24 protein-coding genes are annotated in these 24,351 nt (G+C 33.5%); 2 read left to right on the top strand and 22 right to left on the bottom strand.

What is annotated here, in order from left to right; all coding sequences use genetic code 11:
* The coding region (locus LQ611_RS14115) for a transposase (RefSeq protein ID WP_275583717.1) at positions 1 to 126 on the top strand (126 nt) is incomplete at its 5' end.
* Between the two features lie 328 nt (positions 127 to 454).
* Here LQ611_RS14115 and eno read toward each other — a convergent pair.
* The 7 genes from eno to LQ611_RS05860 form a co-directional block, all read right to left on the bottom strand.
* A complete protein-coding gene (eno, locus tag LQ611_RS05890) occupies positions 455 to 1,759 on the bottom strand; it encodes a surface-displayed alpha-enolase (protein WP_025904549.1) in 1,305 nt (434 codons plus the stop codon).
* Between the two features lie 31 nt (positions 1,760 to 1,790).
* Entirely contained in the window at positions 1,791 to 3,323 is a 1,533-nt protein-coding gene (gene gpmI / locus LQ611_RS05885; RefSeq protein ID WP_107565250.1) for a 2,3-bisphosphoglycerate-independent phosphoglycerate mutase, read from the bottom strand.
* Entirely contained in the window at positions 3,323 to 4,084 is a 762-nt protein-coding gene (gene tpiA / locus LQ611_RS05880) for a triose-phosphate isomerase (protein WP_107565251.1), read from the bottom strand. The genes gpmI and tpiA overlap by 1 nt, the downstream gene beginning before the upstream one ends.
* A gap of 22 nt (positions 4,085 to 4,106) precedes the next feature.
* Positions 4,107 to 5,297 carry a phosphoglycerate kinase gene (locus tag LQ611_RS05875; RefSeq protein ID WP_025904546.1) on the bottom strand — a complete coding sequence of 397 codons (1,191 nt, stop codon included), beginning with the start codon at positions 5,295 to 5,297 and terminating at the stop codon, positions 4,107 to 4,109.
* Positions 5,298 to 5,411: 114 nt separating this feature from the next.
* Positions 5,412 to 6,422: a type I glyceraldehyde-3-phosphate dehydrogenase gene (gap, locus tag LQ611_RS05870; RefSeq protein WP_025904545.1), complete on the bottom strand. Its 1,011-nt coding sequence runs from the start codon at positions 6,420 to 6,422 to the stop codon at positions 5,412 to 5,414.
* A gap of 48 nt (positions 6,423 to 6,470) precedes the next feature.
* On the bottom strand, positions 6,471 to 7,487 hold the full coding sequence (locus tag LQ611_RS05865) for a sugar-binding transcriptional regulator (RefSeq protein WP_025904544.1): 1,017 nt from the start codon (positions 7,485 to 7,487) through the stop codon (positions 6,471 to 6,473).
* Positions 7,488 to 7,637: 150 nt separating this feature from the next.
* The gene (locus LQ611_RS05860; RefSeq protein ID WP_107565252.1) at positions 7,638 to 7,883 is read right to left on the bottom strand and encodes a glutaredoxin family protein; all 246 of its coding nucleotides are present in this window, start codon (positions 7,881 to 7,883) and stop codon (positions 7,638 to 7,640) included.
* A gap of 442 nt (positions 7,884 to 8,325) precedes the next feature.
* Here LQ611_RS05860 and clpP point away from each other — a divergent pair, with 442 nt between their 5' ends.
* The gene (gene clpP / locus LQ611_RS05855) at positions 8,326 to 8,916 is read left to right on the top strand and encodes an ATP-dependent Clp endopeptidase proteolytic subunit ClpP (protein WP_025904542.1); all 591 of its coding nucleotides are present in this window, start codon (positions 8,326 to 8,328) and stop codon (positions 8,914 to 8,916) included.
* 49 nt (positions 8,917 to 8,965) lie between these two features.
* Here the strand turns inward: clpP and whiA are convergent, their stop codons facing one another.
* The 15 genes from whiA to LQ611_RS05780 all read right to left on the bottom strand — a co-directional run bounded on the left by whiA (position 8,966) and on the right by LQ611_RS05780 (position 24,304).
* Positions 8,966 to 9,910, bottom strand: a complete 945-nt coding sequence (gene whiA / locus LQ611_RS05850) for a DNA-binding protein WhiA (RefSeq protein ID WP_107565253.1) — start codon at positions 9,908 to 9,910, stop codon at positions 8,966 to 8,968.
* 130 nt (positions 9,911 to 10,040) lie between these two features.
* The gene (locus LQ611_RS05845; protein ID WP_182476359.1) at positions 10,041 to 10,193 is read right to left on the bottom strand and encodes a hypothetical protein; all 153 of its coding nucleotides are present in this window, start codon (positions 10,191 to 10,193) and stop codon (positions 10,041 to 10,043) included.
* Between the two features lie 144 nt (positions 10,194 to 10,337).
* Positions 10,338 to 11,324 carry a gluconeogenesis factor YvcK family protein gene (locus tag LQ611_RS05840; protein WP_025904540.1) on the bottom strand — a complete coding sequence of 329 codons (987 nt, stop codon included), beginning with the start codon at positions 11,322 to 11,324 and terminating at the stop codon, positions 10,338 to 10,340.
* Positions 11,321 to 12,226 (bottom strand): RNase adapter RapZ, encoded by a 906-nt coding sequence (gene rapZ / locus LQ611_RS05835; protein WP_025904539.1) that lies wholly within the window; start codon positions 12,224 to 12,226, stop codon positions 11,321 to 11,323. The genes LQ611_RS05840 and rapZ overlap by 4 nt, the downstream gene beginning before the upstream one ends.
* A 486-nt stretch (positions 12,227 to 12,712) precedes the next feature.
* The gene (gene trxB / locus LQ611_RS05830) at positions 12,713 to 13,660 is read right to left on the bottom strand and encodes a thioredoxin-disulfide reductase (protein ID WP_025904538.1); all 948 of its coding nucleotides are present in this window, start codon (positions 13,658 to 13,660) and stop codon (positions 12,713 to 12,715) included.
* Between the two features lie 63 nt (positions 13,661 to 13,723).
* On the bottom strand, positions 13,724 to 15,160 hold the full coding sequence (locus LQ611_RS05825; RefSeq protein WP_107596536.1) for a tetratricopeptide repeat protein: 1,437 nt from the start codon (positions 15,158 to 15,160) through the stop codon (positions 13,724 to 13,726).
* Between the two features lie 8 nt (positions 15,161 to 15,168).
* On the bottom strand, positions 15,169 to 15,651 hold the full coding sequence (locus tag LQ611_RS05820; protein WP_025904536.1) for an acyltransferase: 483 nt from the start codon (positions 15,649 to 15,651) through the stop codon (positions 15,169 to 15,171).
* An 18-nt stretch (positions 15,652 to 15,669) separates the two neighbouring features.
* Positions 15,670 to 16,488 (bottom strand): prolipoprotein diacylglyceryl transferase, encoded by an 819-nt coding sequence (lgt, locus tag LQ611_RS05815; RefSeq protein WP_103361504.1) that lies wholly within the window; start codon positions 16,486 to 16,488, stop codon positions 15,670 to 15,672.
* Positions 16,488 to 17,420 carry an HPr(Ser) kinase/phosphatase gene (gene hprK / locus LQ611_RS05810; RefSeq protein WP_025904534.1) on the bottom strand — a complete coding sequence of 311 codons (933 nt, stop codon included), beginning with the start codon at positions 17,418 to 17,420 and terminating at the stop codon, positions 16,488 to 16,490. The genes lgt and hprK overlap by 1 nt, the downstream gene beginning before the upstream one ends.
* 132 nt (positions 17,421 to 17,552) lie before the next feature.
* Positions 17,553 to 17,867: an SHOCT-like domain-containing protein gene (locus tag LQ611_RS05805; RefSeq protein ID WP_107572610.1), complete on the bottom strand. Its 315-nt coding sequence runs from the start codon at positions 17,865 to 17,867 to the stop codon at positions 17,553 to 17,555.
* Between the two features lie 17 nt (positions 17,868 to 17,884).
* Entirely contained in the window at positions 17,885 to 20,719 is a 2,835-nt protein-coding gene (gene uvrA, locus LQ611_RS05800; RefSeq protein WP_025904532.1) for an excinuclease ABC subunit UvrA, read from the bottom strand.
* Between the two features lie 5 nt (positions 20,720 to 20,724).
* Positions 20,725 to 22,707: an excinuclease ABC subunit UvrB gene (gene uvrB / locus LQ611_RS05795; RefSeq protein WP_107565257.1), complete on the bottom strand. Its 1,983-nt coding sequence runs from the start codon at positions 22,705 to 22,707 to the stop codon at positions 20,725 to 20,727.
* A 132-nt stretch (positions 22,708 to 22,839) separates the two neighbouring features.
* A complete protein-coding gene (locus LQ611_RS05790; protein WP_025904530.1) occupies positions 22,840 to 23,070 on the bottom strand; it encodes a DUF2198 family protein in 231 nt (76 codons plus the stop codon).
* Between the two features lie 8 nt (positions 23,071 to 23,078).
* A complete protein-coding gene (locus tag LQ611_RS05785; protein ID WP_025904529.1) occupies positions 23,079 to 23,729 on the bottom strand; it encodes an HD domain-containing protein in 651 nt (216 codons plus the stop codon).
* Positions 23,729 to 24,304 carry a TlpA family protein disulfide reductase gene (locus LQ611_RS05780; protein WP_037588750.1) on the bottom strand — a complete coding sequence of 192 codons (576 nt, stop codon included), beginning with the start codon at positions 24,302 to 24,304 and terminating at the stop codon, positions 23,729 to 23,731. The genes LQ611_RS05785 and LQ611_RS05780 overlap by 1 nt, the downstream gene beginning before the upstream one ends.
* Between the last annotated feature and the right edge of the window lie 47 nt (positions 24,305 to 24,351).

The raw sequence follows: 24,351 nt of genomic DNA, 5'->3' as shown, positions 1-24,351 counted from the left end.
CTCAGAAAACGAGAAAAAATAGTTAAAACATTCCCTAATCTAGATTCAGCTTTTAGATTAATTGGCGCAGTACTTATGGATATTCAAGAAATATTTGATAAGTCTAACAGACCATTTATCGCTTAATTAAGCTACTTATTTTTAAAAAATAAGTAGTGATCAAACAACTATATCTGTTTAAACTTCAAAACAAATATAGTTGTTCGATTCATTAAAAACCAAAGGTTGATTACATACTAAAGATATTACACAAACATATGGACTTGACTTCTTTAACTCACATCTCCCGATACTCCCCCAACCGCTCCGATCACTCCAGCCTTCCTCTATCCATTTTCTCCACCAAACACCTCCCTACCTTACCTACCAAAATTTCTATAACAACTAAAAAAGCCCAAAAGATGTGACGACATCTTTTGGGCTTTATGTGAACCATTTTTATTTATATGCTCAATTATTTTGATAAGTTATAGAAAGCTTTGATTCCTTCGAATTTACCTGTTTCGAATAATTCATCTTCGATACGTAATAATTGGTTGTATTTAGCAATACGGTCAGTTCTTGATAATGAACCTGTTTTGATTTGGCCAGCGTTAGTTGCTACTGCGATATCAGAGATTGTAGTATCTTCTGTTTCACCTGAACGGTGTGATACAACTGCAGTATAACCAGCTTTTTGAGCCATTTCGATTGCTTCGAATGTTTCTGTTAAAGTACCGATTTGGTTAACTTTGATTAAGATTGAGTTACCGATACCTTTTTCGATACCTTCAGATAATTTTTCAGTGTTTGTTACGAATAAATCGTCACCTACTAATTGTACGCGGTCGCCGATACGGTCAGTAAGAAGTTTCCAGCCGTCCCAGTCATTTTCATCCATACCGTCTTCGATAGTGATGATTGGGTATTTGTTTACTAATTCTTCAAGGAAGTCTACTTGTTCTTCAGAAGAACGTTTAGCACCATTTTCACCTTCGAATTTAGCATAGTCGTATACGCCATTTTCGTAGAATTCTGATGCAGCACAGTCGAATCCTAAGAATACATCTTTACCTGGTTCTAAACCAACTGCTTTGATTGCTTCTAAAATTGTTTCAACACCGTCTTCAGTACCTTCAAATTTAGGAGCGAAACCACCTTCGTCACCTACTGCAGTAACTAAACCACGAGATTTTAAGATTTTAGCTAAGTTATGGAAGATTTCTGCTCCCCAACGTAAAGCTTCTTTGAATGATTCAGCACCTACTGGTAAGATCATGAATTCTTGGAATGCGATTGGTGCGTCTGAGTGAGAACCACCGTTAACAATGTTCATCATTGGTACTGGTAATTGAACACCGTTGAATCCACCAAGATATTTGTATAATGGTTGACCTAAGAAGTCAGCTGCAGCACGAGCTACTGCGATAGAAACACCTAAGATAGCATTAGCACCTAATTTAGCTTTGTTTGGTGTACCGTCTAAAGCGATCATTAATTTGTCGATAGAAACTTGTTCTAATACTGAGAATTCACCTTCAATGATTTCAGGTGCAATGATTTCGTTAACGTTTTCTACAGCTTTAAGAACACCTTTACCTAAGTAACGGTCTTTGTCTCCGTCACGTAATTCTACTGCTTCATATTCACCTGTTGAAGCACCTGATGGTACTAAAGCTCTACCAAAAGCACCGCTTTCAGTTAATACTTCTACTTCTACTGTTGGATTACCACGAGAGTCTAATACTTCGCGTGCATAAATATCTGTAATAATTGGCATAATTAAAACTCCTTTATAAATTTATAATTTATTATTTAATTAATGATTCACCAGTCATATCTTCTGGTTTTTCTACTCCAAGTAAGTCTATAAGTGTTGGTGCTAAGTCTGCTAAGCGACCTCCACTTCTTACTTCTACCCCTTCTTTTGTCACAATAACAGGAACAGGGTTTGTTGTATGAGTTGTCATAGGTGATTCGTCATCTGTTAACACTTCATCAGAGTTACCATGGTCTGCTGTAATGATAGCTGTACCATTCATTGATAAAATTTTATCAACAACTTCACCTAAACATTCATCTACTGCTTCAATTGCTTTAATTGTTGGTTCAAGCATACCACTATGACCAACCATATCAGGGTTCGCAAAGTTTAAGATAATTAAATCTAAATCACCTTTATCTAACTCACTGATTAAAGCATCTTTTACTTCATATGCACTCATTTCAGGTTTTAAGTCGTATGTTGCAACTTTTGGTGAATCGATTAATACTCTTCTTTCACCTTTAAACTCTGCATGATTACCACCACTCATGAAATAAGTAACATGAGGGAATTTTTCTGTTTCAGCAATTCTTAATTGATTTAAATTATTTTTCTCAGCTACTTCACCGATTGTATTTTTAATATCAACTGGTTTAAAAGCAACTTCGGCAATAACATCATCACTATAGTTTGTAAAAGTAACAAAGAATAAATCTTCAAGTTTACGTTTAATTTCAAAACCTTCAAATTTTTCATTTGTATATACTTGGCTTAGTTGTGCCGCTCTATCTGGACGGAAGTTAAAGAATATCATAGCGTCATGGCCATTTACGCCAGTGTTCTCTACACCTTTTTCTTCGTCTTTAACGATAAATGGAACAACAAATTCATCTGTTAGACCTTCTTGATAATTAGCTTCTACACCTTCAACTGCAGTTGCATATACAGGTCCAACGCCATTAGACATTGCATCGTAAGCTTTTTCTTCACGATCCCAACGTTTATCTCTATCCATAGCGTAATAACGACCAGAAATAGAAGCGAATTGACCAATACCTAGCTCTTTAAATTTATTTTCAGTTTCTTCAATATATTTAAGTGCTGATTTTTGATCAACGTCACGTCCGTCTAAGAATCCGTGAACATAAACTTTTTTAACACCTTGTTTTTTGGCTAATTCTAATAGTGCAAATAGATGTTTGTAGTGACTGTGAACACCACCATCTGATAAAAGTCCCATTAAATGTAGCGTTGAATCATTTTTTACAACGTGATCCATTGCTTGTTTAAGTGCGTCAATTTCAAAGAAATCGCCATCTTCAATTGATTTATTAATTCTAGTTAAACTTTGATAAACAATTCTTCCTGCACCAATGTTCAAGTGACCTACTTCAGAGTTACCCATTTGACCTTCTGGTAGACCTACATCTAAACCACATGCTGATAATTCGTTATGTGGATATTTGTTGTAATATCTATCAAAATTTGGTTTGTTGGCTTGTTTTACCGCATTACCATGCTCTTCTTCACGATTAGCAAAACCATCAAGTATGATAAGTGCTGTTGGTTGTTTAGCCATTATTTAGCACCTTCTAATAATGCTACGAATGAATCAACTTTTAATGAAGCGCCGCCAACTAATGCGCCATCGATATCTGATTGAGCCATATATTCTTTAATGTTTTCTGGTTTAACACTACCACCGTATTGTACACGTAAAGCATCAGCAGCTTCTTGAGAGAAAGCACCTGCAACAACGTTACGTACGTGTGCACACATTTGGTTAGCATCTTCAGAAGTTGAAGATTTACCAGTACCAATTGCCCAGATAGGTTCATAAGCGATTACTGTCGCTTTAACTTGATCTTCTGTGAAACCTTTAAGTGCTGCTTTAACTTGACCACCTACTACTGATTCAGCTTTACCTGCTTCTCTTTCTTCTAATGTTTCACCAACACAAATAATTGGTGTCATATTATGAGAAAATACAGCTAATGCTTTTTTATTAACATCTTCGTCAGTTTCGTGGAAGTATTCACGACGTTCAGAATGTCCTAAAACGACATACTTAACACCTAAATCTTCAAGTGCTGCTGGAGATGTTTCACCAGTGAAAGCACCATTATCTTCAAAGTATGCATTTTGCGCACCAATTTGTAAGCCTTGTGCTACGCCTTCTTTAGTTAAGTTAACAAGTGCATCTAATTGTAAAGTTGGTGCACAAATTACTGAATCTACCTCATTAGTATCTGGTAATGCTGGAAGTTCATTAACAAAGTCTTTTGCTTCTTGAACTGTTTTATTCATTTTCCAGTTACCTGCGATAATTGGTTTTCTCATGATATATAAACTCCTTTTATGATTATTTTTCAGAAATTGCTTCGATACCTGGTAATGCTTTACCTTCTAGATATTCTAGAGAAGCTCCGCCACCTGTAGAAATGTGTGTGAAATCATCAGCAAATCCTAAGTCCATCGCTGCTGCAGCTGAATCTCCACCACCGATAATTGTTGTAGCATCTTTTAAGTTAGCGATTGCTTTACATACGCCAATTGTACCTTGTGCAAAGTTACTAAATTCGAATACGCCCATTGGACCATTCCAAACAACTGTATTTGAACCTTGTAGAGCTTCACTAAATACTTCAACTGATTTAGGACCGATATCCATTGCTTCTTGATCAGTAGGAATTTCATCAGCAGAAACAACTGTAATTTCAGCATCATTTGAAAATTCTTTAGCTACTTTACAATCAACCGGTAAAATAATTTTATCGCCAGCACGTTCAAGTAAATCTTTAGCAAAATCTACTTTGTCTTCTTCAAGAAGTGATAAGCCGATTTCTTTACCTTGTGCTTTGAAGAATGTATATGCCATTCCTCCACCGATGATAACTTTATCAGCAATTGTTAATAAGTTTTCGATAACACCAATTTTATCAGACACTTTCGCGCCACCTAAAATTGCTACTAAAGGACGTTCAGGTTCACTTACAACGCCGCCGATAAATTTAATTTCTTTATCCATTAAGAAACCTGATGCTGTTTCAATATTAGATGCAATACCTACGTTAGACGCATGTTCACGGTGAGCTGTACCGAATGCATCATTGATAAATACATCACCTAATGAAGCCCAGTATTTACCTAATTCAGGATCATTTTTAGATTCTTTTTTACCATCAACATCTTCGAAACGTGTATTTTCAAATACTAATACATCGCCTTCAGATAATCCGTCGATTGCGCTTTCTAACGCTTCACCACGAGTTTCTGGTACGAATGTTACTTCTTTATTTAATAATTCACTTAAGCGTTCAGCAACTGGTTTAAGTGACAATCCTTGTTTATCTTCTTCAGTTTTCACTTTACCTAAATGTGAGAATAAAATAACTTTACCGCCTTGTTCGATAATGTATTTTATTGTAGGAAGCGCTTGAACGATTCTGTTATCGTTTGTAATTGCACCATCTTTCATTGGTACATTAAAATCTGCTCTTACAAGTACTTTTTTACCTTTTAATTCTACGTCTTTAACATTCTTCTTTGCCATGACTTGTCTTCCTCCTCTAGATAATAGAAAATACTTTACGATTAAAAATAAGCGGAGAAGCGTTGTGCTCCCCGCTTACTCATAAGCATAACCTATTTAGTTCAATTATTTAAATTATTTGTTAGCTTGAGCTGCTAAATATTCTAAAGTACGAACTAATTGTGAAGTGTAAGACATTTCATTGTCATACCAAGATACAGTTTTAACTAATTGACGATCTCCAACTGTCATAACACGAGTTTGAGTTGCATCGAATAATGAACCGTAAGTGATACCAATGATATCAGAAGATACGATTTCGTCTTCAGTGTAACCGAATGAATCATTTGTAGCATTTTTCATTGCTGCATTGATTTCTTCAACTGAAACTTCTTTGTCTAATACAGCTGTTAATTCTGTTACTGAACCAGTTGCTACTGGAACACGTTGAGCTGATCCATCTAATTTACCTTTTAATTCTGGAATTACTAAACCGATTGCTTTAGCAGCACCAGTTGAGTTAGGTACGATGTTTTGAGCAGCTGCACGAGCACGACGGAAGTCACCTTTAGCATGTGGAGCATCTAAAGTATTTTGGTCACCAGTGTAAGCGTGAATAGTCATCATTAAACCTTCAACGATACCGAATTCATCATTTAATACTTTAGCCATTGGAGCTAAACAGTTAGTTGTACAAGATGCACCTGAAACGATTTCTTCAGATCCGTCTAATTCGTCATGGTTAACGTTATAAACGATAGTTTTTAAGTCACCTGATGCTGGAGCTGAAATTAATACTTTTTTAGCACCTGCTTCGATGTGAGCTGAAGCTTTGTCTTTGTCAGCGAAGAAACCAGTACATTCTAATACTACATCGATATCTAAATCGCCCCATGGTAATTCTTTAGGGTTAGGGTTTTCGAAAGTTTTGATTTCTCTACCGTTTACACGGAATCCGCCTTCGATAACTTCTACTTCGTCTTTGAAACGACCTTGTGTTGAATCATATTTTAATAAATGAGCTAACATTGCGTCATCTGTTAAATCGTTGATTGCTACTACTTCGATATTTTCAACTTCTTGTAATCTTCTAAATGCTAAACGACCTATTCTACCAAAACCATTAATTGCTACTTTAGTTGCCATTATGATGGCCTCCTTTTTATTTTTTATTCAAAAAGGTTAAATAACCTTTTATTCCAAATTGATTATTGCTTTTGCAGCACCTTCGTCGGTGATAAGAATTGTATTCTTTGGCGCAATCTCAAGATAAGCTTTTATCGCTTCTGCTTTAGATGTCCCACCTGCTACTGCAAAAATGTTTGTCTTTGTTGTTAAGTCTTCTAGTTGCAAACCGATTGTCTTAACACGATGCACGACCTCACCTTTGTCATTGAAATAATAACCAAAAGCTTCTCCGACAGCATGATGATGTTTCAATTGGCTTAATACTTCTTCAGAAGTCTTCCTTCTTTCCGCCATCTTCAGCGCATCACCAATACCGTGAATAATAAAATCTGAACGACGTATTGCATCTAGCACCTCAATAACTGCAGGTTCTTTCAGCAAAGTTTCGTATGAACTTTCACTCACTTGGTCTGGAACATACAAGACTTTATATGACCCACCTGTACGATTTGCCATACTTGCGCAAATTGTATTCGCCTGAAACACAACGTTTTCACCCAAACCACCACGCGCTGGCGTGAACAAAATGTCTTTATCTAATGGATGTAATGACTCACTCACTCTTGCCATTGTTGAACCACCAGTTACTGATACTGAAGCATGATCGTATAATGACTGTTCTAGTAATTCAGCAGTAACATTACCCATTTCTGCTTTAACCATCTCATCTAAATCCGAATTACCTCTCACTATATGAGCTTTCACACCATATCGATTAAAAATTTCTTCTTCAATATGATTAAAACTAGAATAAAGTGTTAAATAATGCGACAAAGAATCAAGCGTTTGCTCGCCTGTTTCAGTCAATTTCATACCAGTTGACCGAACGCTGATTAAATCTTGTTGTTTTAAAATTTCTATCTCAGTTCTCAATACCCGTTCAGTGACATTCATAACATCACTCAACGTTCTTCGACCTATAGGCTGCTTCTTCTCGATTGTCGATAAAATATTAAAGCGTCGATACATCTTGTCAATCAAATCAGGAACTAGTCTATGTTGTACTTTTAGTAAATCTTCCATAAACAAGTCGCCTCCTCAAAGATTAACAGATGGGCAATATCTAACCTGGGTTAGACGTTTTTCGTCCCATGCGGGTCAAAAAAATAATATCTGTTTACAGTTTTATAATACACCCCTTATATATAGAATGCAAGTTAAAAGCGTTTCCTATTATTTCAATTGATTATAAGCCTCTGTCAATGTGATGAAATCAATATTTCCTTCTTGTAGAACTTGTCCATCATATTCAACAACAGGAATTCTTAACATATATTTTTCAAGTAATGTATCATCTTCTTCAATATTAATAGTATCTATTTTTATTTCATGATCGTACGATTCTTTAAAAAATTCAATTTGAATCTTAGCATCTTCACATAAACCACAATTTGTTCCAACATAAAATTTAATTGTCATCCAAATCATCCTTTACAAAGTAAGCCTCCCCGAGACGAATCGAACGCCCATTTCAAGAACCGGAATCTTGCGTGTTATCCGTTACACTACGGAGAGATAAGTCTTAATAAACACTTTATATCTACTTAATATATTGTCGATATAATAGAATTATCAACTATTAAGGAGTGAAGCAAAATGAATACAACTCAAAGGGAGTATTTCATCAGAAAACGATGTGACTATTTTAATATAGAAGTCACACAAATTCACTGCACACAGCTCGTTGATTACGGAAACTATTATATCATTTATGCTAACATTGACAACTCATATCACAAATTCCCAGTGTATAAATCAGCTATTTAAGTTATAATATTCATCAGTAGGTCATATTTTTTGACCATATTTGACTTTGTAGTGTATGATATGGTCATTAAGATATTCAAAGGAGGATTAACTGATGAATTTAATACCAACAGTTATTGAAACAACAAATCGCGGAGAACGCGCTTATGATATTTATTCACGTTTATTGAAAGACCGCATTATTATGTTAGGGTCAGCTATCGATGACAATGTAGCTAACTCAATCGTTTCACAATTACTATTCTTACAAGCTCAAGATTCTGAGAAAGATATTTACTTATATATCAACTCTCCAGGCGGTAGTGTAACAGCAGGATTTGCGATTTACGATACAATCCAACACATCAAACCTGATGTTCAAACTATTTGTATCGGTATGGCAGCATCTATGGGTTCATTCCTACTAGCAGCTGGTGCTAAAGGTAAACGTTATGCATTACCAAATAGTGAAGTTATGATTCACCAACCACTTGGCGGTGCACAAGGACAAGCTACTGAAATTGAAATTGCAGCTCGTCATATTTTACGTACACGTGAGAAATTAAATAAAATTTTATCTGAAAGAACTGGACAACCAATTGAAAAAATTGAAAAAGACACTGATCGTGATAACTTCTTAACAGCTGAAGAAGCTAAAGAATACGGTTTAATCGACGATGTTATGCATCCAGAAGATATTAAATAAATTATAAAAATAGAAGCACCTGAGACACGAATTGTCCCAGGTGCTTTTTTTATTGTTGAATTGTATCGCCGTTTCTAATTTTTTCAGCCATTTCATTTAATTTACGTAATCTATGATTAATACCTGATTTAGAAATTTTACCTGTGCTTACCATTTCGCCTAATTCTTTAATTGAAACATCTTGATTATCAATTCTAAGTCTTGCAACTTCTCTTAAACGATCTGGCAAGTTATCGATACCAATTTCTTTATCGATGAGCTGAATGCTCTCAACTTGTTTCATGGCGGCGCTCACTGTTTTGTTCAAGTTGGCCGTCTCACAATTGACTAATCGATTTACTGAGTTTCTCATATCTCGAATAATTCTTACATCTTCAAACTTAAGTAATGCTTGATAGCCACCAATCAAACTTAGGAAATCAGAAATCTTTTCAGCTTCTTTTAAATAACTGATAAACCCTTTTTTACGCTCTAATAATTTAGCATTTAAATCATATTGATTCATAAGTGCGGTTAAATCTGCTGAATGTTCTTCGTATAATGAAAAGATTTCAAGATGATAAGAAGAAGTCTCTGGGTTATTAACAGAACCCCCTGCTAGAAATGCTCCTCTTAAATAACTTCTTTTACAACAATCTTTTTGTAAAATATCTTTATCAATTTCATGTTTAAACATGCCATCTTGTAAAATACCAAGCTCATCTAATATTTCTTTAGCTTTTACTTTTATTCGACTAATATATATATTATTTTTCTTAAGTTTCATTTTCTTTCTCACTAATAATTCAACTTCAACACCGAAGCATTTTTTTATTAATGAAAATATTCGACGTGCTATCGCTGCATTTTCAGTTTGTACATTTATAACAAATTGCTGATTAGATATACTTAAATTACCATTCATTCTAATCAAAGCTGAAAGTTCTGCCTTGGCGCAACAATCATCTACTTCAATTCTTGTTAATTCATTTTTCATTTCTGAAGCAAAGCTCACAGCAGATCATCCTTTCTTAGTTTATACGCACATAAAAATAATGATATGCCAAAAGACATATCATACGTTTTGTATCTATTTCATATTACATGGAATAGCCGGGCGTATCAAGTTTTTAAACTTGAACTTTTTATGTTTTACTTGAAGGTTCTTTAATAACGCCAAATAAAATCATCGCCAAACCAATGATTAAAAATGTAATACCAATCTGCTGATTTGCTATTAAACCTATGAGTAAAAATATACAACCTATTATCACCATTAATATTTGAACACTTTTCATGACCCATCACCCCAAATTGAAAACCCTTACATTTATATTACTCGATTTCCATAAAAAAATGAAGCAAATTGGACATGAATAAGTGTCTCAATTGCTTCATTAAATATCATTTTTTCGTTTGTCTGTTTTCTTTAGCTGAAACGATTATTTATCTTTCTTATATTGAATTGTACTGATTTCTCTCAAGGCGATTTCATAAATGAGTTGTGCCAATACTTTATTGTTATGTCTAATGTATTGATGAGGTGTAATACTTACTAATTCATTATCATGAATACATTGTACACCCATTTCTTTCAATTTCTCACCATCAAATTCAACTTGTTTAGCCTCTTCTTGTTCATATCTTAATAAGATATCTTTGTTGAAACGCTCATTTTGACATATAACAAAGTCAATGAATGATGCACCTACATGGTCATGAATAGCTTTAACATGGTCACTTACTGAATAACCTGTTGTTTCACCTTTTTGAGTCATGAGGTTACATACATATAATCTTTCCGCTTCAGTATTAACTATTGCATCTTTAACTTTATTCAAAATTAAATTAGGCATTATACTTGTATATAAAGAACCTGGTCCCATAACGATTAAATCTGCTTCTTCAATCGCATCTATTGCTTCTTTCATCGGTTCAATATCTTGAGGCGTTAAAAATACTTTTTCAATTTTCTTATCTGTCTTAGGAATTTTAGATTCTCCGACAATGATTTCACCATCTGACATAACTGCATTCAGTACAACACTTCTCGTTGTTGATGGAATGACTTGCCCTTTAATATTCAACAATTTACTTAATTCTTTTACAGCATGTCCAAAATCATCCGTAATATTTGTCATGGCAGCTAACAATAAATTTCCAATTGAATGACTGCCAAGTTCTTCTTCTTCAAAACGATATTGGAATAACTTTTCAAGCATTGGTTCTGTGTCACTAAGTGCTGCTAATACGTTTCTGATATCGCCAGGAGCAGGTATATCCATCACATCACGAATTTTACCAGTACTACCACCATCATCTGCTACAGTTACGATGGCTGTAATATCTATTGGATATTCCTTTAACCCTCTTGCTAATACAGAAAGGCCGGTTCCTCCGCCAATTAAGACGACTTTTAATCTTTTCATGTTCTTGGCTTACTTTCAATATGTGCATCGCGATGTGATGTATACACAACATAGTCAAAGTTCTCTTTAATATCTTCACCTAAACGTTTTGCAAGTGCAACAGATCTATGTTGACCACCTGTACAACCGATTGCAATCGTCAATTGGGATTTCCCTTCTTTCTTATAACCTGGCAACATAAACATTAACAGATCACTAAACTTTTTATAAAATGTATTCGTCTCTTTCCATTTCATAACATATTGATAAACTTCATCGTCGAGACCAGTCATAGGTCTTAACTCTTCAACATAATATGGATTTGGCAAAAATCGTACATCAAAGACTATATCTGCATCAATAGGCATACCATGTTTGAATCCAAAGCTCATCACTCTTACTTGAAATGTTGTAGATGGATCTTCTTCAAATGCTTCTACAAGTTCTTGTTTCAATTCTTTAGGTTTTTTTTCAGTCGTATCAATCACAAAGTTACTGATACCTTTAATATCACTTAATAAAGATCTTTCTCTTTCAATTGCAGATAATAAACTACCTTCCTCACTTAAAGGATGCGTTCTTCTAGTTTCTTTATATCTAGAAATTAATTTTTTATCGCTCGCTTCTAAAAATAAAATATCTACTAATACTTTTTTCTCACTTTGTATATAATCTAATTCATCTCTTAAATTACCAAAGAAATCCTTACCTCTTAAATCGATACCAATTGCAACTTTTGATAAAGAAGGATTGCCTTGATCCATTAAATCAACAAATTTTTGCAATAATATAGGTGGTAAATTATCAACACAAAAGTATCCTAAATCTTCTAGAGCTTGTAGCGCGACTGATTTACCTGCACCGGACATTCCTGTCACTACAAGAAGTTCATTTTTTACATTAGTTTTGTCGATAGGTTGCATAACAGTTCTCCTTTAACAATCATGTATACTTTTATCTTACATGATTACACCACAAAAAACATTAAATAAATGGCTAATACAAGTGTATCTTTCCCGTAATATAAAGGTAGTAATCACTTATGAAATAGCGTAGATTATATTGACGTTTCGTTTTCAGGTCGGTAATTTTATTTATCGGACTGAAAATCTCGTTTTCGGGTCGCTATTTTATTTTATCGGACTTGAAATCCCGTTTTCGGGTCGCTAATTTATTTTATCGGTCCGTATTTCTCGTTTCTGGACCGGTATTTATTTTTATCGGTCCATATTTCTCGTTTCTGGACCGGTAATTTTCCGTATCGGTCCATATTCCACATTTCTGGACCGGTAATTATTTTTATCGGTCCATATTTCCCCACATCCTGCCCTACCGATAATCACATTCCGCACCCTACTTCCACATAAAAAAGAGGCGGGACATGTGTCCTCGCCTCTTCACTACTCAAATTATATTAATTGTTCTTCGTCTTCTAATGATTCGATATATGCTTGTGCATTTTGTGCTGCGATACTTCCATCACCTGTTGCTGTAACGATTTGACGTAATGTTTTTTCACGAACATCGCCTGCTGCATATACACCTGGTACTTTAGTTTCCATTTCATCATTTGTTTCGATATAGCCATTTTCATTTAAAATGCCTAATGATTCAAATGGTTTAGTTAATGGTTTCATACCGATATAGATGAATACACCATCAGCTTGGTGTTCTGACTCTGATCCGTCTTCAGTTGAAACTAATGTTACTGATCCTACTTTACCATCTTTTTCATTAATTGTTTTTAATGTTGTGTTCCAAATGAAATCAATTTTTTCATTTTTAAATGCACGGTCTTGAATGATTTTTTGAGCTCTTAATTCGTCTCTTCTGTGAACAATTGTAACTTTGTCTGCAAATTTAGTTAAGAAAATACCTTCTTCGACAGCTGAATCTCCGCCGCCGATTACGTATAAGTTTTTCCCTTTAAAGAATGCACCGTCACATACTGCACAGTAACTTACACCGCGTCCACCTAATTCTTGTTCACCTGGTACACCTATTTTTTTGTATTCTGCACCAGTTGCAATGATAATTGCACGAGCTGTTAATGTTTTGTCACCCATATTTACAACTTTATAAGAACCTTTATCTTCTATTTCTTTAATGTCACCATATTCATATTTAGCACCAAATTTTTGTGCATGTGTAAACATTTTAGTTGATAAGTCTGGACCTGTTATTAAATCAAAGCCAGGGAAGTTCTCTACATCTTCAGTGTTTGCCATTTGTCCACCTGGCATACCTCGTTCTATCATTACAGTTGATAAATTTGCTCTTGAAGCATACACTGCAGCAGTCATTCCTGCTGGTCCTGCCCCAACTATAATTACATCATAATCTACTTGTGTAGTCATTTATAAACTGCCTCCTCTTATTAATTCAGTAGAATTGTACATCATAATCATTACTATTCATAACTATATGCTCAAAATAGCATTGATCGCTTTATTCAAGCGATACGTCGTAATATGAAATGTATCTTTAATCTCTTTTTTAGTTATTTTTTTATTTAACATCTTTAAATAAATATAAATTGATGCTGCAACATAATGTTCAACTTGTTCAATCGATTCATTATCTGCAATGAGCATTTCTGCATGTTCAATCCATGATACAAAAATCTCTTTTCCATATTTTTGATATATAGATTGTTCGATAAGCTTCATACCTTTATCAATAAAGCCTAACTTGTTTAAATGTAAATCTTGAAAAGTATACGTTATATATAACCTTTCATAGTCTGGTAAACTTTCTAGAACTTCCCATATTTCATGAGACATAACGAGTTCTCTATGTTTCATATGCCCTAATAAAAAGATGCCATATAATCTATATCGATAGTCTTCGTCTTTTAATAAAGGTAATACATGACGGTCTAACATATCTTTCAGTTCGTCAATTTTCCAAGGTGGCAATTGACTATGATATTGTACACTATCTTCAAATCTTTGCCAATGTCTTTTCGCTTCATCTAAATATCCTAAATGATAGAAGTTGTAACTTAAGGCGTGGTGTAATTGTGGCGTAGCAGCTTGTGCTTTTTTTAGAAGAGGCACTAATAATTGATTAGAAGGTTTATGCTTTCCTAAATAGCTTAGAACAACACCCAATTTAAAAGATTCTTCATCATTAATAGGATGTAATTTACTTAATTGATTCAGATATTGCTCATAACGTTCCACCTGTTGTGTGTTGTAAAGCAACAATGTCATATGACATAAAGCGTAAATATCAGAAGGATTATCTTCCAATATCGTTTGTAATAATATCTCCGCTTCGTCATATTGACTATTGTATAACATAGACATCGCTTTTAAATTCATAATATGCTTATCTTCTTGCAATTTAGCACGTTGTCTATCAATATATTCATTCGCTTCTTGTAACCTACCATTTGAAAATAAGTATTGGAAAATATGTTGAATCACAAATCTTTCCGCTTCTTCTTCCACAATTGTTTGATCATCATACTTCACTTCAAACATTTGAATCATTTCTTCAAAATAATCTTGGTCGTCCTCTTCAGTTACATATCTTAACCCAAATAAAAATGCTTTATTAGGTTCATTCGTCTTTATATACATTTGACTTAAATAAAAATAATAATCTGTCACAAAATTTTCTTTCACAATTTGATCGAACATCATTTCTTCTGCTTGAGTATTTTTATTTAGCTCTACAAGACATTCAGCATAAGGCGGTATAATCACAAAATCATTAGGTGATAGTTCAAGCGCTTTTTTAAATAAAGACTCGGCATATCCGAAATCTTGTTCTCTCATTTTTTCCATTGCTTTATGATAATAGAAGTCTTTATCAAACTTTACGTGTATGACATTTGAATTTTCTCCCAACGACTGACTCACCGCCTTTTTTTAAGTTCCATAGGATTGCCATATGCCATCATATCATTAGGTACATCTTTCGTCACAATTGTACCACTTGCTATAACAGCATTATCACCTATACTCACGCCTGCAAGTATAGTGGCATTTGCACCAACTAAGACATTATCTCCAATGTTTACACGGCCAATTCTATATTCTTCGACTAAATATTCATGACATAGAATGGTTGCATTATATCCTATTACACAGTTTTTACCGATAGTGATAAGTTCAGGATACATAATATCAGGCGTTGCTTTAAATGCGAAAGCAGTCTTTTGACCAACTTTCATCTTAAGCCCTTTTCTGTATAGAAAATGTTTCCATTTAACACTCGGTAAATATCTACTAATTTCAATGATAATAACATTTTTAAACACTTTTATAAAACGTACTGTTTCATACATTTTCCATAATGGATTCGCACCATCTACTTTTTTAGTCTTTAATGCTCTCACGTAAACACTTCTTTCACATTAGTTATGATAATAACCTTTAACATCTCTGAATTTTTTCGGATTATAACGTACTCTTCTATAAATAATACAAATAATAGAAACAACAATAATCACAATCGATATAACTTGAGCAATTCTTAAATGTTCAGTAAGCATCAAGCTATCCGTTCTTAAACCTTCTATATAGAATCTACCAATTGAATAATAAATTAAATAAGCAAAGAATGTCTCACCAATTTTCAATTGAGGTCTAATGAGTAATAAAATGATAAACCCAATTATATTCCAAATTGATTCATATAAAAATGTTGGTTGATAATAAATACCGTCTATTTGCATATGGTTAATGATAAATTCAGGTATATGTAAATTTTCAAGAAAACTACGTGAAACAGGTCCACCGTGCGCTTCTTGATTCATAAAGTTACCCCATCTACCAATCGCTTGTGCCAAAATGATGCTTGGCGCGACAATATCAACCATTTGGAAGAATGACAAATTCTTTTTACGACATATGATGAACCCTGTTAAAAAGGCACCAATCAATCCACCATGAATAGCTATACCACCATTCATAATAAGAGGTATTTCTGCTAAATGTTGACTGTAATAATCCCATTCAAAAGCTACGTAATAAATACGTGCACAGATAATTGCCATTACGACACACCATATAATTAAATCAATAAGTGATTCTTCTTTTATTCCAACTTTTTTAGCAGTTCTTTGTGCGATAAGATATCCAATTAATATACCAGAAGCAATGATAATACCGTACCATCGTATTGCTAGCGGCCCTAATTGTATCGCTACGGGATCAATGCCTAACACTTCCATTATTCATTCTCCTTACGTGCATTTTTCAAAATTTCTGCATTAAGACGATTATTAAACTCTTCAGCAGTATTAATTCCCATGTTGTTTAATCGATAGTTCATTGCAGCAACTTCAATGATAACTGCTAAGTTTCTACCCGGTCTAACAGGAATCGTCTTTTTAGTTATTTTTGAATCTAAGATTTTTAAAGTTTCTTCATTCAATCCGACTCTGTCATATATTTTTTCTTTGTTCCATGTTTCTAAATTGATGTTTAATTTGATTCTTTTCTCCATCAAGATAGATCCCGCACCAAATAAAGTCATAACGTTGATAATACCAAGACCTCGTATTTCAAGTAAATGTTCAATGATTTTCGGTGCTTTACCGATTAATTCGTTTTTATTAATTTCTTTAATTTCAACATTATCATCGGCAACAAGTCTGTGACCGCGCTTAACAAGTTCTAATGCCGTTTCACTTTTACCGACACCACTATCACCTGTAATTAATACACCTACGCCATAAACATCGACGAGAACACCATGCAATGATGTTTCAGGTGCTAGTTCACGCTCTAAATATCCGGTTACTTGCCCCATCAATTTAGTCGTTGAAGACTCACTTTTTAAAAGTGGTGTATTATTTTCATTGCAACTTTGAACGAGTTCTTCTGGTGCATCTAGACCTCGTGTGATAATAATAGCTGGTGTTTCAGGTCTACATAATTTAGCCATTCTACCTTTTTTCTCTTCATCAGGCAACAAATTATAAAATGACAACTCAGTTGTGCCTAATACTTGAATTCTATCTGAAGAATAATGTGAAAAATACCCAGCCATTTCTAGACCAGGACGTGATATATCCGTTTCTGTTATTTTACGATGTAAGCCATTTTTCCCGGCAATAACTTCCAAATTAAATTGCTCTATTAATTTACTACTTGATATCATAGGGTTCACCTCTAGGTTAATATATGTTAATTCTAATGAACTTTAACCTTAACTGCAATCATTATCAATATTACAACAGTTTCTGCAAATATAAAAACCCTAGAAACGTTTTATTGTTTCCAGGGCTTAAAATTAAATATCGTTATTTTTGTTGAAATTTCTAATGATATTTCTTAAAGATTCATCTAATTGTTGAATAGGATCTTGACCTGTTCCTTCATTATCTTTAAACTGCTTTTCAAATTCAGTTTTACCTGATTTGGCAGTTGTCTTAAATTTATCTAATAAGTCTTCAAATAAATTTTCAACATTTTCTTTAGATTTCTTATCAAATGGTGATGATGATTTTTGATTATGAGATGTTGCATCAAGTAATTTCACCGCTTCATCAACAGTAATTTTCCCATCTTCAATAAGGTCTAAAATTTTTAATTGTACTTCGTTCATAAATAACCCCTCCTGGTTTATGATCGATCTCGTTCTAAAATTGGTTTTAAGTATTTACCAGTGTAAGATGCTTCTACTTCTACAATGTCTTCTGGTGTTCCAGTAGCAATAATTTCACCGCCACCATCTCCACCTTCTGGACCTAAATCTATAATATAGTCTGCAGTTTTAATGACATCTAAATTATGTTCAATAATGATGACAGAGTCGCCATTTTCTACGAGTCTATTTAACACACTTAATAAACGTTTAATATCATCTACGTGTAAACCTGTTGTTGGTTCATCAAGTATATATAATGACTTACCATTAGATCGTCTATGAAGTTCAGAAGCAAGTTTCACACGTTGTGCTTCACCGCCTGATAAAGTTGTTGCGGGTTGACCTAGCTTAACATATCCTAAACCAACATCTACTATTGTTTTTAATTTTCTATTTATCTTAGGTAAACTTTCGAAAAAGTGATAAGCATCTTCTACTGTCATTTCTAATACATCAGAAATACTTTTTCCTTTATAAGTTACTTCTAATGTTTCTCTATTATAACGTTTTCCATCACAAACTTCACATGGTACGTATACATCTGGTAAGAAATGCATTTCAATTTTAATGATACCGTCACCTTTACAAGCTTCACAACGGCCACCTTTAACATTAAAACTAAATCTTCCTTTTTGATAACCTCTCACTTTTGCCTCATTAGTTTGGCTAAATACATCTCTAATGTCATCAAATACACCTGTATAAGTTGCAGGGTTTGAACGTGGTGTTCTACCAATTGGTGATTGGTCAATATCTATGATTTTTTCAATTTCATTTACACCTTTTATAGATTTATGTTCACCTGGTTTTGTTTTCGTATTATACAATTGTTTTTGTAAACCTTTGTACAACACTTCATTAACTAATGAACTTTTACCAGAACCTGAAACACCTGTTACACACGTCATAACTGATAACGGGAAGTCTACATCGACATTTTTCAAGTTATTACTTGTCGCACCTTTAACAGATATTTTACGTTTTGTAACTTTTCTTCGTTTAGATGGTACAAACACTTTTTCTTTACCGCTTAAGTATTTACCTGTTAAAGATTGTTCATTTGCCATCACTTCTTCAGGTGTTCCACTTGCAACTACTTCACCACCATGTACACCTGCTTTTGGACCTATATCAATTAAATAATCGGCAGCTTTCATCGTATCTTCATCATGTTCAACGACAATTAATGTATTACCCATATCTCTCATTGATTTCAATGTATCAATTAAGCGATCATTGTCTCTTTGATGTAAACCGATTGAAGGCTCATCAAGCACATATAACACACCAGATAATCTAGAACCAATTTGAGTTGCCAGTCTAATACGTTGTGCTTCCCCACCAGATAAAGTACCTGATGCTCTATTAAGTGTTAAATATTCTAAACCTACATTATTTAAGAAAGATAATCTTTCATGTATTTCTTTTAAGATGAGCTTCGCAATTTTACGTTCCGTTTCATCTAAATCTAGGTTATCAAAATGTTTAATTGCATTATAAATTGAATATCTAACTACTTCACCGATATGTTGGCCATCTACTTTGACTGAAAGTACTTTTTCATTTAAACGATAGCCATCACATGTTTCACAAGTTTTTTCGACCATGTATTTTTGCATCACTTCTCTGACGTATTCAGATGGTGAATCATGGTAACGACGTTCAATATTATTTAGCACACCTTCAAAAGCCATCGTTCTTTTTCTTTCTGTTTTAACGCCATAATCTTGATTAAATTTAAATTCTATTTCATCATCATGACCTCTTAAGACGATGTTCTTTTCTTTTTTCGTTAATTTGTTAAATGGTTTATCCATATCAATTTTAAAATGTTCACAAGCTTGTTTTAATAAAGTTGGATAATAATTAGAACTGATTGGCTGCCATGGCAAAATGGCACCTTCATTTAAACTTAAAGTCTTATCTGGCACGACTAAATCAACATCTACAGTTAATTTACTTCCTAAGCCATCACAAGATGGACAAGCACCAAACGGATTGTTAAATGAGAACATTCTAGGTTCTAATTGGTCTACTGAGAAACCACAAATAGGACAAGCATGGTGTTCAGAAAATTTAATTTCATCACCATCAATAATATCAGCAACTGCATTACCGTCAGCTAATTCTAGCGCTGTTTGTAAGGAATCAGCTAATCTTGCTTCAATACCTGGTTTAATAACAAGTCTATCAATCACGACATCAATAGAATGGTTTTGATTTTTGTTTAAATCTGGAACATCATCAACATCTAATATATCGCCATCTACTTTTAATCTTGCATAGCCTTTTTTAGCAATGTCTTCGATTAATTTCTTATGTGTACCTTTACGCCCTGAAACGATTGGTGAAAGAATTTGTATTTTTGTTCTTTCTTCTAATTCCATAACTTGATCAACCATTTGTTGAACCGTTTGTGATTTAATTTCAATACCATGGTTTGGACATATTGGTCTTCCAACTCTTGCATATAATAGTCTTAAATAATCATATATTTCAGTTACGGTAGCAACGGTTGATCTTGGGTTTTTACTTGTTGTCTTTTGATCGATTGATATCGCTGGAGAAAGACCATCAATTAAATCTACATCTGGTTTGTCCATCTGCCCTAAAAATTGTCTCGCATAGGCACTTAATGATTCTACATATCTTCTTTGACCTTCTGCATAAATCGTATCAAATGCTAAAGACGACTTTCCTGAACCAGATAATCCAGTCATAACTACAAGTTGGTCTTTAGGTATTTCTATATCTATATCTTTTAAATTATGTGCTCTTGCACCTTTTACGATGATGGATTTGTTTTTCATCTCAGTCACCTTTCTGCTTTTAGTTCAAATAATATATCTCTTAGTTCAGATGCACGCTCGAAGTCTAAATCTTTCGCAGCATCTTTCATTTCTTTTTCTATGCGCTCGATTGTCTTTTCTCTTTCTTTTTTCGTAAGTTTCTTAGGCGCTTTTTTAGTATCTTTTTCGGTTACTTCATCCGTTTCTACAGTTGCTGATATTACATCACGTATTTTCTTGTTAATTGTTTGCGGTGTTATATTGTGTTCTTCGTTGTACGCTTCTTGAGTAGCACGTCTTCTACTTGTTTCATCTAATGCTGTTCTCATAGAATCTGTAATTTTATCAGCATACATAATAACTTTACCTTTATCATTACGTGCAGCTCGACCAATCGTTTGAATCAACGAACGCTCTGATCTCAAGAAACCTTCTTTATCTGCATCTAAAATCGTCACAAGTGAAACTTCTGGGATATCTAAACCTTCTCTTAGTAAGTTAATCCCAACTAATACATCATAAACACCCATTCTTAAGTCTCGAATGATCTCTATTCTTTCTAATGTCTTTATTTCTGAGTGTAAATAATTCACTTTAATGCCGGCTTCTTTTAAATAAGTCGTTAAATCTTCACTCATTTTTTTAGTTAATGTTGTAATTAATACACGTTCATTTCTTTCTATTCTCTCATTAATTTCAGCCATTAAATCATCTATTTGATTTTCACTTGGTCTGACTTCGACAATTGGATCTAATAAACCTGTAGGACGAATAATTTGTTCGACCATTTCATCAGTATGTTCAATTTCATATGGTCCCGGTGTTGCTGAAACATAAACCAATTGTTTCGTTTTTTCTTCAAACTCTTCAAATCTAAGTGGTCTATTGTCTAAAGCACTTGGTAATCTAAAGCCGTGTTCTACTAAGACATTTTTTCTCGCTTGGTCACCATTATACATACCTCTAATTTGAGGAAGCGTTACGTGAGATTCATCAATCATCACTAACCAATCATCACCAAAGTAATCTAATAATGTATATGGTGTAGATCCTTTTGGTCGTAACGTTAAATGTACAGAGTAGTTCTCAATGCCTGAACAAAAGCCCATTTCTCTCATCATTTCTAAATCATAATTCGTTCTTTGTTCAAGTCGTTGAGCTTCTAAAAGTTTATTTTCTTTTCGAAGTTCAGCCAATCGTTCTTCAAGTTCTTTCTCAATACGCTCAATCGCAACTTTCATTTTTTCTTCACGTGTTACGAAGTGAGATGCGGGATAAAATAGAAAATGTTCTCTTTCAGCAATAACTTCACCTGTTAAGTAATTCACTTCTCTAATTCTATCGATTTCATCTCCAAAGAACTCTACTCTGACACATAATTCATCTCGTGATGCTGGAAATATTTCTACAACATCTCCTCTAACTCTAAATGTACCACGTCTAAAATCTATATCATTTCGTGAATATTGGTTATCGACAAGCTTTCTTAACAATTCATTACGTTCCATTTCCATACCGACACGCGTACTTACAACTAAGTCTTTATATTCTTCTGGATTACCTAAACCATAAATACAGCTGACACTCGCAATAACGATAACATCATCTCGTTCAAACAATGCGCTAGTAGCTGAATGTCGAAGTTTATCAATTTCATCATTTATAGAGGCATCTTTTTCAATAAAAGTATCCGTTTGAGGTACATATGCTTCAGGTTGATAATAATCGTAATAACTAACGAAGTATTCTACTCTATTCTCAGGAAAGAATTCTTTAAACTCACTATATAGCTGTCCAGCCAACGTTTTATTATGTGCAATAATCAATGTAGGTTTACCGACTTCTTTGATGACATTACTCATCGTAAATGTCTTACCTGTACCTGTTGCACCTAGTAAAGTTTGATGTCTCTTGCCTTCATTTATACCATTTACAAGAGATTTAATAGCTTCTGGCTGATCCCCTTGAGGTGAATAGTCAGAATGTATTTTAAAAGGAAAATGTTGCATAGGAACCTCCTCATTTTCTGTAATATATATATTTATTTTATCAAAAATTTGTAAAAATGACCAAACATTTGTTCGTTAATTTTAAATTTACATACAAATAAGAGGAAAAATCTAAATGATTATTCCTCTTATCTATCTTGATTCAATTTTATCTATTTTAAGTGTATCAACTATATAAAAGCCTGCCACTAAACTCAGTACATCTAACAACATGATAAGCTCATTGTTAAAAAAGCCTTTATAAACCGAAACACCAATTATAATGCTGGATACAAGTAATCCAATCCATTTATTTTGAGCAATTTGCGTGAAAATAATAACCATTAAACAAGGAAGAAACAAAGCTAGAATCGGCCAAATCATTCAATTCACTAACTCCTTTTTGTTTCACGTTTCTCAAGTATCGTCATTGTTATCTCTCTTAACTCTGAACGTGGTATAAATTTTTCTTGTAACATATCAGGTATAATATGTTGAATAAAATCTTGTACAGAAGCTAAATGATCAAATTGCATGATCGTTTCCAATGAACTTTCATAAATTTCGAAGAATAAAGGTTCTGGATTTCTCTTTTGAATTTCACCAAAAGATTCATACAATAAATCAATTTTGTCAGCAACACTTAATATTTGCCCTTCTATACTATCATCTTTACCCTCTTGTAGTCTATGTCTATATATATCTTGATATTGCTCAGGGAATTCTTCTGTTATAAATTTATCGATCATCTCTTCTTCAACTTGAGAGAATAATTTTTTAATTTCATAAGACGCATATTTCACGGGTGTCTTAATGTCACCTGTAAATATTTCAGGATAATCATGGTTCAAAGCTTTTTCATATACAAGTTTCCAGTCTATTTCTTGACCATTTTGTTCTTCTACTGTTGCTAAATATTGCGCTATTTTCGTTACTTTAAAGGAATGTGCTGCGACATTATGGTCTTGATACTTAAATTTACCTGGACATCTTACTAATTTCTCTAAATCAGACAAACTTTTAAAATATTGATGTACCCCCATTAAATTTCCTCCTTAACTTGTGTAACTAAGTTGTTTAGTGTCTTTTCAGATAATTCACCTAAATACACTTTTTTGATTTCGCCATTTTTATCTACAAACAAAGTTGTAGGTATATTATACGATTTATATTTTTCTAGAAAATCATCTTGCGCAACGTAAACATCGTAATTCACATTTACATCGTCCATTAATTGTTTAGCTGGCTTTCGTTTATCTTTAACATTTAAACCAACTAATTCGACACCTTTATCTTCGTGCTTTGCATATTTTACAAGTTCAGGCATTTCTCGTTTACAAGGGTCACACCAAGAGGCAAATAAATTAATAACTGTAATATCATTTTTAGATGTTACCTCTTTTAATTGTTTTGATTTTTCAGTTGAAAAAACATTTACAGTTTCATTATTTACATTCATGCCTGTAGCTGGATGACTGTTTTGAAACGATTGCTTCCCTTGTTGCTCTTTAAACTGTTCGTTCGTTTGAAACTTATTGATATCTAATACTTTATAAACACTGATACTAATAATCAATAACAAAAGTATAACTAATATGATTTTTAACCTTTTTTTCATGTCTTCAAACCTCTACACTAACATTTACGTTTATTATATCAACTATA

The organism is Mammaliicoccus sp. L-M44 (assembly GCF_022386355.1).
GTDB classification, from domain to species: Bacteria; Bacillota; Bacilli; order Staphylococcales; family Staphylococcaceae; genus Mammaliicoccus; species Mammaliicoccus sciuri_A.
The sequence above is the reverse complement of the archived record's forward strand: the minus strand, read 5'-3'. Positions and strand labels throughout refer to the sequence as shown.

Coding starts and splice junctions, on each gene's coding strand:
- LQ611_RS05785 (WP_025904529.1), bottom strand. CDS start 23,729: ATGGGGGTACATCAATATTTTAAAAGTTTGTCTGATTTAGAGAAATTA.
- gpmI (WP_107565250.1), bottom strand. CDS start 3,323: ATGGCTAAACAACCAACAGCACTTATCATACTTGATGGTTTTGCTAAT.
- clpP (WP_025904542.1), top strand. CDS start 8,326: ATGAATTTAATACCAACAGTTATTGAAACAACAAATCGCGGAGAACGC.
- eno (WP_025904549.1), bottom strand. CDS start 1,759: ATGCCAATTATTACAGATATTTATGCACGCGAAGTATTAGACTCTCGT.
- LQ611_RS05875 (WP_025904546.1), bottom strand. CDS start 5,297: ATGGCAAAGAAGAATGTTAAAGACGTAGAATTAAAAGGTAAAAAAGTA.
- tpiA (WP_107565251.1), bottom strand. CDS start 4,084: ATGAGAAAACCAATTATCGCAGGTAACTGGAAAATGAATAAAACAGTT.
- LQ611_RS05845 (WP_182476359.1), bottom strand. CDS start 10,193: ATGAAAAGTGTTCAAATATTAATGGTGATAATAGGTTGTATATTTTTA.
- uvrA (WP_025904532.1), bottom strand. CDS start 20,719: ATGAAAAACAAATCCATCATCGTAAAAGGTGCAAGAGCACATAATTTA.
- hprK (WP_025904534.1), bottom strand. CDS start 17,420: ATGATATCAAGTAGTAAATTAATAGAGCAATTTAATTTGGAAGTTATT.
- rapZ (WP_025904539.1), bottom strand. CDS start 12,226: ATGCAACCTATCGACAAAACTAATGTAAAAAATGAACTTCTTGTAGTG.
- gap (WP_025904545.1), bottom strand. CDS start 6,422: ATGGCAACTAAAGTAGCAATTAATGGTTTTGGTAGAATAGGTCGTTTA.
- LQ611_RS05805 (WP_107572610.1), bottom strand. CDS start 17,867: ATGAACGAAGTACAATTAAAAATTTTAGACCTTATTGAAGATGGGAAA.
- trxB (WP_025904538.1), bottom strand. CDS start 13,660: ATGACTACACAAGTAGATTATGATGTAATTATAGTTGGGGCAGGACCA.
- LQ611_RS05840 (WP_025904540.1), bottom strand. CDS start 11,324: ATGAAAAGATTAAAAGTCGTCTTAATTGGCGGAGGAACCGGCCTTTCT.
- LQ611_RS05860 (WP_107565252.1), bottom strand. CDS start 7,883: ATGACAATTAAATTTTATGTTGGAACAAATTGTGGTTTATGTGAAGAT.
- LQ611_RS05790 (WP_025904530.1), bottom strand. CDS start 23,070: ATGATTTGGCCGATTCTAGCTTTGTTTCTTCCTTGTTTAATGGTTATT.
- lgt (WP_103361504.1), bottom strand. CDS start 16,488: ATGGAAGTGTTAGGCATTGATCCCGTAGCGATACAATTAGGGCCGCTA.
- LQ611_RS05865 (WP_025904544.1), bottom strand. CDS start 7,487: ATGGAAGATTTACTAAAAGTACAACATAGACTAGTTCCTGATTTGATT.
- LQ611_RS05780 (WP_037588750.1), bottom strand. CDS start 24,304: ATGAAAAAAAGGTTAAAAATCATATTAGTTATACTTTTGTTATTGATT.
- uvrB (WP_107565257.1), bottom strand. CDS start 22,707: ATGCAACATTTTCCTTTTAAAATACATTCTGACTATTCACCTCAAGGG.